This window comes from Halobacillus salinus, from assembly GCF_004684905.1.
Taxonomy (GTDB): domain Bacteria; phylum Bacillota; class Bacilli; order Bacillales; family Halobacillaceae; genus Halobacillus; species Halobacillus salinus.
Window position 1 is genome coordinate 36,841 of record NZ_SRJC01000007.1, and the last position, 12,626, is coordinate 49,466.

Consider the following 12,626-nt stretch of genomic DNA (forward strand, 5'->3'; position numbering starts at 1 on the left):
AGATATTAATTATTGTTGAACTTCCAAATGAACGTTATCGAGCTCGATTGTATGCTCTTCTGCAAATTGTCCCATCAGATACTTCAAGGACACGGTCTCATTCTTCGGCATTTCAAACTCGTAGGTGAACGTTTCGAACTCATTAGATAGGGTGATAATTTTCTCTAGGTAACGAGAATATTGCGCATCCTCCAACGTGAATTCAATATCACGAGCGATAGAAGACCTAGCATCAAATGAAAGCTTGTACGTCACCCCTTTGGCTAGCTCCAGTCCAGGGTGCTCCGCTAACACGCTCCACGCTTCATTACCAGCGTTCGTAATATCGATTGTCAGCACTTCTTTTTGTACATCTACATTAGCATTAGCATCAAAGTGGATATACTCAGACCAGGCATCCATTCCGTTAGCGAAATCACCGTTGGTTAGTGGCGTCAGGTCAATGTTGTCGTAATCAACGTACGTAGACGTCTGCATTAATTCAACGTCGTCCATATAAACATCAGATGCCGACTGCCCCATATAAAACTTCAGCTGTCCCTCAAGGTCTGAATTCTCTGTCGTCATTTCAAATGGTACCGTGTATGTCTTCCATTCCTCTGTTAAGGAAACCGGTTTCGGTTCCGCGTAATTCTTCCTGTCTTGGCCGATGAATCCAACTTCTATTTCTCTTGCTTGCTCCGCTCGAGCTCGGAATGTCAGTTCATATGTGTTCCCTTTCAGGAATTGGAGACCAGTTTGTTGCAACTGGATATCTTCTTGGCTTTTGCCTTCTGCCTCGATGTCCATATGCATGACACGCTCATCTGGGTTCACGACTGCTTCCGCTTCTGCACCGTTTTGAACGATTGTATCCCAATAAGCTAAGCGTGTTGCGTCCCCTTGGTCAAACGTACCGTTGTAAACATGGTTCCCATCACCAAGCGGTTCTTTTTGAGTTGATTCTTCTTGTTGTCCCGTAATATCTTCTACACGTACATTGCCGATCCAAACTGGGTTCGCATTCGTTCCCATGTTGAATTCTAAGCGTGCAGCTAAGTCATTCTCTTGCTGGTGTGTAAACGTGTAGGAATAGGACTGCACGTCACTAGTCAGGTTGAACGTCTTCTCGCCGGAATAATTAGCATACCCGCGTTCCGATCCGCCAGATACTTTTGTCATCAGCGTACGGCTCGCATCCGTTTTGGCATCAAACGTCACTTCATACGTATGCCCCTGCATGATCGCAAGGTGCTGAATGAGTTGAAGCGACCATAGTGCATTACCGGCATTCGTGATTTCTGTCTTAGCGAACGTTTCGCCGTTCACTTCATCCGTCGCAATGCTTCCTACTCCGGCGAAATCAGGCAGCGTGAGGAAGTTCCAATACGTATCGTCCATCGTATCTGTGTTCTCGTCTACTACATTAAAACCTTCTTCGTAATTTTGATCATAGATTAGGTTACCGTCTTCTGTCGGCTGCTTCGCATCTTCTGGTAATGGTTCGATTTCACGTGTCGGCTCGACCGGCTCGCGGTAGTCGCGTCCTGTCAGTTCATAGGCACGCACATAGTCGACTTCCATTTGACCAGGGAATTCGGTTGTCGCATCCGGATCGCCACCATACCAGCCGCCTACTGCTAGATTCAGAATCATATAAAATTCTTGATCAAACGGTGCCGGGTACGTGTAGTTCGTTGCTTCATTCGTTCCCTTCGTGAACCAGTCGTTCAATGTCTGGTAGAGTTCGCCGTCTACGTACCAACGAATTTCACCAGGCTCCCATTCGATCGAGTACGTATGGAAGTCTGTATAGTCGCTGCCTTCAGGGAAGTGGTAATCCTTCGCTTTGTACGTGTTGTTCGGAAACTCTTCTCCGAAGTGTATCGCACCACCGATTGTATCGGTGTCACTCCCCGCTGCTTCCATAATGTCGATCTCACCGGAAGTCGGCCATTCACCATAAACGCTGTCTTCAGGCATCATCCAGAATGCCGGCCAGTAGCCTTGACCTTCCGGAAGCTTCATTCGTGCTTCGAACTTCCCGTACTTTTTACTGAACAAACCTTTCGTCTTCAGCTTTGCAGACGTATAATCATACGTTCCGAACTGATCAGTTGTTTGTTCTTTTTTCGCCTTGATGACAAGCTTTCCGTCTTCGATAAAGGAGTTTTCTTCAGAGTCCGTATAGTACTCCTTCTCATTGTTTCCCCAGCCTGGAGATACGCCGTCTCCATTCTCATCAACAATCCAGTTTCCAATGTCGTACGTCCATTTATCAGGGTCGATCTCTTCTGTTAAAAACTCATCGCTCCATACAAGCGACCAGTCAGAAGAATCCGTTCCAAACGCATAAATAGAAACTTGCCCAACATCAGAGTCCATCAATTTCACTGCGTTCTGCACCGTCTCATCAATATAAACGGTACCTTCCACGGTTACGGAATCAAGCACGACGCCTTCTGTTCCGATTCCTCTTGTAATATGAAGGTCACCTTTGATCGTGACATCCTTCAATGTGACACCAGGTCCACTGATCAAAGCGTTTCCTTCTACCGTTTGGTCGCTGTACGTTCCTTCGGTGTACACACTTTCCGCTAATTCGTTCGCATAATGTACCGCATCCTTAAGCTTTAGAGGCTTATTCGCCTTCTTTGCATCAGGCCATTCTACAGTCGGAAAAACATAGGAAAGTACTTCTAATGCTTCCCCTTGCTTCATCACAGACTTTTCATTCGCCTTGAAATCCGGCAGATATCCATTCGATTCTGCAATTTCAAGTGCATCCCCTTCACCCTCTGACACCCCGATCCATTGATTCACCATATCGATAAATGCCAGTTTAGACATGGCAGCATTGGATTTAGGTGGGTAGAACGATTTTTCTTCCAGCCATCCCAAAGAATCGTCTTTCTTCTCAGCAAATACAGCTGTTGTTCCAACCAACGACAGGGTCAGAACCATACAGAGTAACAGAAATTTTCTCAAAGGATTACCTCCTAAAGATTTTAGGAAACCGGTTTCGTAAAAGACGAAAAAAAATCGTGGATGTTATTTTTCTATGTAGATCGCCCATCCAGAAAGCGCTTTCCTGTATAGTTGTGTTTTATCGTACCACAATAGAACGCTCTTTCAAGAAAAAAATTCTGACAAATCAGAAGTTGGTACAAAAGAAGCACATACAAAAAAGGACTTGGTTTTACCCAAGCCTCTTTAAAAACGTTTCTCCATTCTAATATCGGACCACTTCTTCCCGTCCCAATAGGTAAACTCCTTCAACCTGCCAATTTCCTTATATCCAAGTCGTGAATAAAGATGGTGAGCCCGGGTATTGAATTCAAACACCCCAAGTTCGATACGACTCAGTCCGTGATTTTGGATTTCCTCCTCTAAGAATTGGACGGCCTTAGCCCCAACGCCACGTCCGCGCCCAGTAGATTCTCCGATTGTAATACCAATCCATGCTGTACCTTCTTCTCTTTTCAGTAAGTGGGGAGGGTCCACCATGTAATTCATTTCCCCTACAAGCTCACCGTCTACGTTGATCAGGTAATAGAAATGGTTCTTCAGACGTTCCCTTAAGTCTTCCAGTGTTACAGAATGACGCTTTTCTAAATCCTCTTTTGTGTGATGAGGACGTGTTAATGGAATCAGCTCCGCATTATTTTCCCAGCGGGTAAAAGCATCCGCGTGCTCATGTTTCGGTTCGGTCAATGGTAGGAATTCGATCGTCATCTCAGCTCTCCCCTTTCAAAATAAGGTGTTCAGGTGAATCAGGAATCTCGTTCAGGCGTTTATGAAGAAAAGTGGGTCTTATGTCATAATGGTGCAAGTCACGAAGGGGCAGCCACTGATAAATCAAACGGTCTCCCTCTTTCCCTGAGAATGGTTCGGTTTGTACTTTTCCTTGTTTCCGTTGAACCAAGTAATAGAATGCGAGCTCATGCAACGGTTGTTGCTTGTATGTAAAGAAGTTCTCTGTGACCCAAAGTGTGGATGCAACGGTGATGTCCTCTCCCAATTCTTCTCGCCACTCTCTTACAATACTTTCGTTCGTTGACTCGCCGATCTCGACGCCACCACCAGGGAGCGCCCAATAGCTATCCTTTTGCTGACGGTGGAAAAGAATATGATCATCCTCTATTAATATGCCAGCCGCTCGATAATTGAATCTTGTCTGCTCGATTTGAAAACGAATGTCCATTCTCATCCCCCTTTCACTCTATTATATCGAATTCTAAACAAACGGGTTGTCATTTTGACCGATTCGTTATATACTCTACATGTGAATCATTTCACAATATCACCTTGGGCTAACCAAGTTTTTTAATAGCACCTATTGTGAAATGTTGAGCAAATGATTGGCAATCTTTTTTTAGAGAGATAAAATGTATTTATAAATTATCATGTGAATCATTTCACATAAATCATCTAGGAGGTAACACATCTATGAAAATCGCTGTTATTGGAAGTACGCACGCAGGAACCGCAGCAGTGAAAAACATGGCTCACTTGTACCCGGAAGCTGAAATTACAGTCTATGAACGAAATGACAATGTATCTTTCCTATCTTGCGGATTAGCGCTTTATGTTGGGGGCGTCGTCGAGGATCCCCAAGGACTTTTCTATTCTTCTCCAGAAGCATTGCAAGAGCTTGGCGTAACGATGAAGATGCAGCACGATGTGGAAGAGATCGATACAGAAAAACAGACGATTAAAGCGACCAATCTAGTTACAGGAGAAAACGTACTGGATTCGTACGACAAACTCATTATGACGACTGGATCATGGCCGGTCACTCCGAATATTGAAGGGATTGATCTTGGGAATGTCTTACTTGCGAAGAACTACAATCAAGCAAATACCATTATCGACCGCTCCAAGGATGCTACAAAAGTGACCGTTGTCGGAGGAGGATATATCGGTGTCGAGCTCGTAGAAGCTTTTGAAAAAGCGGGAAAAGACGTAACCCTCATTGACGGGGCGGACCGTATTTTAAATAAATATCTGGATCCTGAATTTACAGATCAAGTAGAAGAAGACTTTCGTAATCGTGGTATCACACTTGCGATGAATGAAACGGTGCAACGCTTTGAGGGAGAAAGTGGCAACGTTCAGCGTGTCCTCACCAATCAAGGCAGTTATGAAGCAGATCTTGTCATTATGTGTGTCGGCTTCCGTCCGAACACAGGATTAGTGAAAGGCAAAGTAGACATGCTTGAGAATGGTGCAATTAAAGTGGATGAATATATGCAGACAAGTGATGCGAACATTTACGCTGCAGGAGATTGCTGTGCGGTGAAATACAACCCGACTGGAAGTCATGCTTACATCCCACTTGCTACAAATGCTGTAAGGATGGGAACGCTAGTCGCACGAAACGTGATGGGACCGACTATGAAACACGTAGGCACGCAAGGAACGTCCGGTTTGCATATTTATGATTTAAACATGGCTTCTACCGGGTTAACAGAAACATCAGCTTCTATGATGGATATTCATGTGAAAAGTGTCACAATCGAAGATAGCCACCGTCCTGACTTTATGCCGACAGCAGAGAAAGCGAAGATGAAAGTAACGTATGATCCGGCTACCCATCGTATTCTTGGGGCACAGGTGATATCCAAAGCCGACCTCACCCAGTCAATCAATACGCTGAGTGTTTGTATTCAAACTGGCATGACGGTGGATGAACTCGGGTTTGTCGATTTCTTCTTCCAACCGCATTTCAACCAGCCATGGAACTTGATCAACCAAGCGGGACTCGCCGCAACACAATAAAAAGAAGCTGCCTGAGCGACTCAGGCAGCTTTTTCTATTTAAGGTTAACGTCTCTTTTTATGATAGTCCTTGTGACTTTTCGTCTGACGTAAGTGTTTTTGAAGTTCATCCAAAGGGATTCCATCTACAAAGCAATCTCTTCTAATCATCTCATCGAAGGCGGGGTTCCTTTCCAACGGCGACCGACTGGCTTGACTCGTCTTTAGCTCAGGCATTGGAATTACCTCCATCTCTTGTATTAAGATGTAAATACCTCAGAATGGACAATGTTAAACACAAAATCACGATATATAATAATTTATGAAACGATGCAGGTGTTTATGACGAAACGGTACCGAAACGATTGTGGATACGTTCGGTTACTGTATCAATATCTTTACTAGCAACACCATAATTGGTAACAAACCGGATGGTGTATGGACCGTACTTTACTGCTTTTATCCCTTCCTCTTCTAACGCTGCTAGGAAAGAATCAGCATCATGACCAGCTTCTTTTACATTTACCAGTACCATATTCGTATCGACCTGCTCCTCTAAAACCAATCCTCGCCCGTTCGCTAAGCCATCAGCCAATCGTTTGGCATGATCATGATCTTCCTTCAGACGATCGATCATTTCGGTAAGGGCGATGAGTCCTGGGGCTGCGATCATGCCGACTTGACGAAGTCCGCCTCCTAGACGTTTCCTCCATTTGCGAGCCCGTTGAATAAATTCAGAAGAACCTGCGATAATTGATCCCACAGGCGCACCGAGACCTTTGGATAAACAGACTTGAACGGTATCGGTCTGAGCAGCATACCGTTTCAAAGACACACCGCTAGCAACGGACGCATTAAACAAACGCGCTCCGTCTAAGTGGACGGGGATACCATGTTCACGAGCGACTTCATATATTTCCTGCATATTCTCAAGCGGAACCACTACACCGCCCGCTTTATTATGCGTGTTCTCCAAACAGATCAGTCCGGTTTCTGGGAAATGGATGTCCTCGGAACGAATGGCTCCCCTGACATCATCCGGAGCCATTGCGCCACGCTTCCCTCGAATCGTACGTGGTTGAACCCCAGCAAAGGCAGATATCGCTGCCCCTTCATATACGAATAAATGGGCATTCTCCTCCATAACGATTTCATTTCCAGGCTGACAATGCGTGAGCACAGCAATTTGGTTACCTTGTGTGCCGCTTGTGACAAACAATGCCGCCTCTTTCCCAAGCATCTCGGCTGCGGTAGCTTCAAGCCTCGTGACCGTCGGATCTTCCTCATACACATCATCGCCGACTTCTGCTTCAAATGCTGCCTGACGCATCGCTTCTGTCGGTTTTGTTACGGTATCACTTCTAAGATCGATCATATGTATCTCCTCCTTAACTCTATTGTACGAAAAATAGACAGGGAAGCAATTATCGCTAAAACATGATATCCTTAACAAATAAAGTTATATTAATATATTAAAATGAATAATTATAAACACGAAACGACAAGAAATTGTTTTCTTTGACACTTTAGTGGGAAAGAATACCTCTATGGGGCAATAGTAATTTTTAACCAGTACTAGTATTATTGTCTTAAATCCAATAGTTTTATGTGGGTGATAAGTAATGGATTTTGTACAGTCATTTACATTCTCAGAAGAAGAACTCCAGGATCTCATTTACGCAATTGAAACAACGCTAGGAGAACAGGATTTTGGCGCATCGTACGAACGATCCGTAAGATTGGAAGAAACGTTACGCCTTCTAAGAATCCACTCACAGAAGCATGACCAGGAAAAAACGAGGAAAAAAGAGTTGTTGTCACACAGAGAGCGGGAAATTTTCAATTTGTTGATGTCTGGTAAGTCAAATGATGAAATCGCGTCCTCTACTCATATATCGGAACAAACGGTAAAATCGCATTTGAAGAACATTTACAGCAAGTTAAACGTAAAAAACAAAGTAGAATTGATTCTAACCTATTACGTGCCACAAACCTAAACCAAATAGAAAAAGGCAAACCAATTGAAAAATTGGGACGCAAAGCCACGGGTCTACGGTAGCAGTGCTACTAAGATCGCCGGGCTACCTAAGGATGATGCGAGCGCATATGACCTCATTCTTATGGGGTCATTTTTTATACGCTTTTTTAAGGAAAGGAGGAAAAACTTAGTGCCAATCACCGATTTATTCGTCGATGAAACGTTCACTCATTATTTTCAACCCATCTATCACTTATCCCATTGGGAACCGATAGGGTATGAAGCTTTGTTTCGTTCAAACATAACCGAGACGCCTCCAGAAGCCTTTCAGCTTGCTAAGACACACTCCAGACTTCATGAATTGGACCTTATGTCTATTGGAAAAGCGATCCGCACTTTCTTTCATAACCGTAGCACAATGTTTCGCAGTAAACAGCTGTTTGTGAACATTTTCCCGTCTACTGTCCTTCATTCCGATTTCCTGCCGTTTATGAGAAGTCAGACTCATGACCTATCCTACTTAGTTCTCGAGATTAACGAATCCGAAAAAGTTGAATCCCTATCCAAATGGAGCTCCACCGTAGAAGAGCTGAAGGAAATGGGAGTCAAGATTGCACTCGATGATGTTGGAAAAGGGTTCTCAGGAATCGAGAGTATTATACAACTGAAACCTCACTACATCAAAATCGACCGTCATTTAACGCAGAATGCGCACCGTAACCGTGAGAAACAGGCATTCATCGAACTCGCTCTTCAATTCTGCCGCAAGTTCGATATTAAGATGATTCTCGAAGGAATCGAACACGACGACGAACTGCAGCTCGCCAAATCTTTACGCGTTCCATTTGCCCAAGGCTATGCCATTGGGTATCCAGAACCATTACTATCACATGCGAGGTGAAGAGGATGTATTACTTAATTTTCTACGAAGTGGTCCTGAATCTTGTATTTCTAGCCGTTATTTTCATCAGCCAGAAGAAGGTCCGGAAGCTAAAAGCACAAATCGCCGGATTAAATGAGGAAAAGAACCGCCTATCTCTAAAATACAATAAAGAAATGATGTACGACCAAAGAAGCAACTTCCGCCTGGAACTGCAAAAAGAAGCGAAGTTATTCATCGAATCGATCGATGGAGACAAAGATGGCCGTTTGACCGGTAAAATGATTAATGGAAACATCGAGAACATAAGCGTTTCCGGCATAAAATTCACTTGCCCATACAGCTTGCCTGTTGAATCGAATATTATGGTGAAGTGTGTGTTCACCTTAGGCAGTACTGGATTCCACTTAGATGCGGCAATCGTCCGTAAAGAAGAAAGCATTAAGAAAAAACAGAAAGTCTATGGTCTTAAATTCATGAATGTCGGACACCGAGAGCTTGAACGACTTAATGTAGAGATCCGTAAACTGGACGCACAGAAACGAAACAAAGTAACGAAAATATCGTAACACGGTTAATAGAAGCGGCTTATTTGTCGCTTCTATTTCCATTTTTCTGCATTCCCTCCGCATCACTCGCTTAAACTTTCGAATGTCGTTAATTTCCTGAGCAGGTCTCTGTTTATTCCCCCCTCATTAATCGCTGAAAAAGAGATTAAAACGTGTCCACATGTGGAAAACAAGACTAACGAAAATAGTTACTCACATTTGTCCACAGGTTTATGCACAACTATTGTCAATTTTCTAATATACACAGGTTTTCCCACTCTGTAAACAGGTTATACACAGAAGTTATCCACATATACACAAATCAATAACGTATATGGTATCAGAATCCCTGTTCGCCACCATATATGGGATTTATCCAGAGGTATATTCACAGGGTGTGGATAGTTTATTTAAATAAAAAACTCTCCGGGTTATCAGCCCAGAGAGTTTTTCTTATTCTTGTGATCCTAATGTTAAGGTCACCGTATTCTGTTCTCCATCTCGGTAAAAAGTGATTTCAAGCTCATCACCAGTATCTTTTTCTTCATACAAGTACTTGCGTAAATCGATGATGTCGTTTACGGCTTGTCCGTCTAATTGCGTGATGACATCCAGCGGCCTGAGTCCTGCCTTAGCAGCCGGAGACATCTGACTGATACTGCGGATATAGAGCCCACCCTCTACGTCTTCTGGAAGGTTCAATGTATTTCTCCACTCAGAAGTCGGTACTTCATTCAATCCGTACGCTTCTATTCCAATGTATGGACGAGTCACTTGCCCCGTTTGTTCGAGTTCGCTGATGATTGGCTTTGCTGAATCGATCGGGATAGCAAATCCGATCCCTTCGACAGCTGAACGGGCAATCTTCATAGAGTTAATTCCGATTAACTGTCCTTCTATGTTGATGAGGGCACCACCGCTGTTGCCTGGGTTGATTGCTGCATCTGTCTGGATGACCTCTGCCTGCCAATCTTCCATACCATCGCCGTTGAAGTCCTGAGGAATCGCTCGCTCTCTTCCACTAATGATCCCTTTCGTAACAGATCCTGAGAACCGTAGTCCAAGTGGGTTACCGATTGCAATGGCTGGTTCTCCGACTTGCAAGTTATCAGAGGACCCAAGTTTGATCGGTTCTCCAACCTTATCCGCCGGCATCTTCAGAACAGCCAAATCCGTAAACAAATCTCCTCCAACAAGGGAGGCGGTCACTCTTGTTTCATCAGAAAGGACAACTTCGATCTCGTTGGCTCCCTGTATCACGTGCTGGTTTGTTACAACGTAAGCATTGCCATCTTCTTTCTTATAGATAACCCCTGAGCCGACTCCTGCTTGTTGGGGATCTGTTGATCCGTTTTCGTTCCAGAAGTCCCTCTGTGTTTGTAAATTGACCACCCCAACAACAGAAGTCGATACTTCTTTCACGATATCTGTAATTTGAGTGTTCACATCGACTTGTACGGTCTTTGCCGTGTTCGTCAAGCTTTGGTCATCTTCCACGAGGCCGCTCTCATCTTCTGGGATGGTAATGTCATATGGTAGTAGTTCCGTTTGCACCAGTGCTGGGAGCGCCAACAATATCAATACGGCACCGAGGATGACACCAACGACTGTCGGCATGATCCACCGCCCTTTTTGTTTCTGACGCTGGGTGGCTGGTGAATGATCATCGTAGTAACCCACGCTTTTCACCTTTCCTTTCTTCTCCATCAATGAATTATCTACGTTATTATTTCCTTTTCCTTATGAAAATAAAACGTGCTTACACTTCATAGATTGGAGTGGCTTCGCTCGGGTCTGTGTCATGCAGTTCCAGTCGTGAACCTATCTGAAAACCGCGTTCTTCTAAGGTGTTTTTGACAGACATCCGTGCTAAGTCTTTCATATTGTTATCAAGACTTAAGTGGGCTAAATAGATCCGCTTCGTCTGATCGGTTAGAATATCGGTTAATGCCAGGGCACAGTCCTCATTCGAAACGTGACCTGAGTCGCCTAGAATACGACGTTTTACACTCCAAGGATATCTCCCCATGCGTAGCATGCTGACATCATGGTTGGATTCGAAAATATACGCATCCGCGCCTTCCACCGTCTTTTTGATCCGCTCGGACACATAGCCGAGATCCGTGACGAGAGCTACTTTCTTCCCGTCCTGATGGAACGTGTAAAACATCGGATCTGCCGCATCATGCGAGACAGCGAACGATTCGACATCGATGGATCCGAAGCTTTTCGTCTCTTCCATGTTGAAAAGGAACTTCTGATCTGTCGAAATCTTACCGATTTGACCGTCCAACGCATTCCACGTTTTTTCGTTCGCATAAATAGGGAGATTGTATCGACGTGCCATGATCCCTAAGCCTTTAATGTGGTCACTGTGCTCATGGGTCACGAGGATTCGGGAAAGCTCGCTTGGATCCAAATTCACTTGCTGCATCAACTGTTCGATCTTTTTACCACTAAGTCCTGCATCGACGAGGATTTTTTCCTCACCAGACTCTATATAAAAAGCATTCCCTGTACTGCCGGAAGCTAGTACACTAAAACGTAAAGTCATTCTTCAGACACTCCTGTTAGGAAAAGGTTATTCATCTTGGGTGTTTTCTTCTTCAAACGTATAGTCTCGAAAGTCAAAAGCCTGCTTCATATCTTCGATAAAATCATCTTCAGATACCTCAATGATCTCTCCGCTGATTGCGAAAGCGAAGTAGGACTCTTCGTCATTCACAACAATTTTCCACGTCGGCTCAAAGAGCTGTGGTCCAATGTTTTCGCTCGGATTCAAGGCATTGTAATAGCCTACTTGCATTGAAGTGATCTCATCGCCAGATTGAATGTATCCATTTTCCGAAAGCTGGTTGATGATGGTCACTTTAGAGGTCAACCGACTAGATTCACTCGCTGCCTCTTCTTCCTCTGGTAAAGACAACAGAGTCGCCACATAGTCAGTGATGGCTCCCTCCTCAATCCTCACCATCAATAGTCCACCCTGGTTAAAGTAGACCGTCCGGTTATTGACCTTCTGGAAAAAGAGAGCGACGCCTTCCTCTTCATTATAGCCCCAATAAGAGTACTGGTCAGCAAAAGGTACGACCTGTGCAACCTCGCTTATGATGGCATCACTTGAACCATCCGTTAACTCTGCTGGTTCCTCTAGGCTCGCCATCAAGACGCCTTCTGTTTCAAGTAAGTCAATCTGTTGGCTGCCGTCCTCTTCTAATTGTTTAATCTGGCTTCGCACACGATCAGAAAACGCTACATCCTCCGAGGAAATACGGGAAACGGTCGGTGCCTCTTCATTCAGGATATCATCAGAAAGTTCAATACCACGATTCTCTAAGCGATCGATAATCTGTTCACTCTCTATCGTAAGCTGCCTTACCCCTGAATCACTTTGTTTTTCTAAAAATACTTGGAGCAAAAAGAGGTCGAGGATTAGAAAGCTCAGTATAAATAACGTTTTAATTTGTCCCCATTGCATACAC

The 12,626-nt window shown here is 44.2% G+C and carries 12 protein-coding genes and 1 riboswitch; of the genes, 4 read left to right on the forward strand and 8 right to left on the reverse strand.

Annotated features, from left to right (window positions below):
* Positions 1–9: 9 nt before the first annotated feature.
* The 3 genes from E4663_RS17215 to E4663_RS17225 form a co-directional block, all read right to left on the reverse strand.
* A complete protein-coding gene (locus E4663_RS17215) occupies positions 10–2,967 on the reverse strand; it encodes a carbohydrate binding domain-containing protein (RefSeq protein WP_241657236.1) in 2,958 nt (985 codons plus the stop codon).
* A 225-nt stretch (positions 2,968–3,192) separates the two neighbouring features.
* Positions 3,193–3,714, reverse strand: a complete 522-nt coding sequence (locus E4663_RS17220; protein WP_135328562.1) for a GNAT family N-acetyltransferase — start codon at positions 3,712–3,714, stop codon at positions 3,193–3,195.
* Position 3,715: 1 nt separating this feature from the next.
* Complete coding sequence (locus E4663_RS17225) at positions 3,716–4,183, reverse strand: NUDIX hydrolase (RefSeq protein ID WP_135328563.1); 468 nt, start codon at positions 4,181–4,183, stop codon at positions 3,716–3,718.
* Positions 4,184–4,428: 245 nt separating this feature from the next.
* Between E4663_RS17225 and E4663_RS17230 the strand changes: the two genes are divergently transcribed.
* Positions 4,429–5,760: an FAD-dependent oxidoreductase gene (locus E4663_RS17230; RefSeq protein ID WP_135328564.1), complete on the forward strand. Its 1,332-nt coding sequence runs from the start codon at positions 4,429–4,431 to the stop codon at positions 5,758–5,760.
* A 44-nt stretch (positions 5,761–5,804) separates the two neighbouring features.
* On the opposite strand, the gene E4663_RS19860 is transcribed toward E4663_RS17230, so the two are convergent.
* Both E4663_RS19860 and ltaE read right to left on the reverse strand, forming a co-directional pair.
* Positions 5,805–5,975: a hypothetical protein gene (locus E4663_RS19860; protein WP_158290532.1), complete on the reverse strand. Its 171-nt coding sequence runs from the start codon at positions 5,973–5,975 to the stop codon at positions 5,805–5,807.
* 103 nt (positions 5,976–6,078) lie between these two features.
* Positions 6,079–7,113: a low-specificity L-threonine aldolase gene (gene ltaE, locus E4663_RS17235; RefSeq protein WP_135328565.1), complete on the reverse strand. Its 1,035-nt coding sequence runs from the start codon at positions 7,111–7,113 to the stop codon at positions 6,079–6,081.
* A gap of 247 nt (positions 7,114–7,360) precedes the next feature.
* Between ltaE and E4663_RS17240 the strand changes: the two genes are divergently transcribed.
* From E4663_RS17240 to E4663_RS17250, 3 genes are all read left to right on the forward strand, one after another.
* Entirely contained in the window at positions 7,361–7,735 is a 375-nt protein-coding gene (locus E4663_RS17240; RefSeq protein WP_135328566.1) for a response regulator transcription factor, read from the forward strand.
* Positions 7,736–7,739: 4 nt separating this feature from the next.
* Positions 7,740–7,827, forward strand: a riboswitch (cyclic di-GMP riboswitch).
* Positions 7,828–7,906: 79 nt separating this feature from the next.
* Positions 7,907–8,617 (forward strand): EAL domain-containing protein, encoded by a 711-nt coding sequence (locus E4663_RS17245; protein WP_158290533.1) that lies wholly within the window; start codon positions 7,907–7,909, stop codon positions 8,615–8,617.
* 5 nt (positions 8,618–8,622) lie between these two features.
* Entirely contained in the window at positions 8,623–9,165 is a 543-nt protein-coding gene (locus E4663_RS17250; RefSeq protein ID WP_079477538.1) for a PilZ domain-containing protein, read from the forward strand.
* A gap of 432 nt (positions 9,166–9,597) precedes the next feature.
* On the opposite strand, the gene E4663_RS17255 is transcribed toward E4663_RS17250, so the two are convergent.
* The 3 genes from E4663_RS17255 to E4663_RS17265 all read right to left on the reverse strand — a co-directional run bounded on the left by E4663_RS17255 (position 9,598) and on the right by E4663_RS17265 (position 12,622).
* Positions 9,598–10,824, reverse strand: a complete 1,227-nt coding sequence (locus E4663_RS17255) for a S1C family serine protease (RefSeq protein ID WP_135328618.1) — start codon at positions 10,822–10,824, stop codon at positions 9,598–9,600.
* Between the two features lie 79 nt (positions 10,825–10,903).
* Positions 10,904–11,698 carry an MBL fold metallo-hydrolase gene (locus E4663_RS17260; protein WP_079477537.1) on the reverse strand — a complete coding sequence of 265 codons (795 nt, stop codon included), beginning with the start codon at positions 11,696–11,698 and terminating at the stop codon, positions 10,904–10,906.
* A gap of 27 nt (positions 11,699–11,725) precedes the next feature.
* Positions 11,726–12,622 carry a two-component system regulatory protein YycI gene (locus E4663_RS17265; protein WP_079477536.1) on the reverse strand — a complete coding sequence of 299 codons (897 nt, stop codon included), beginning with the start codon at positions 12,620–12,622 and terminating at the stop codon, positions 11,726–11,728.
* Between the last annotated feature and the right edge of the window lie 4 nt (positions 12,623–12,626).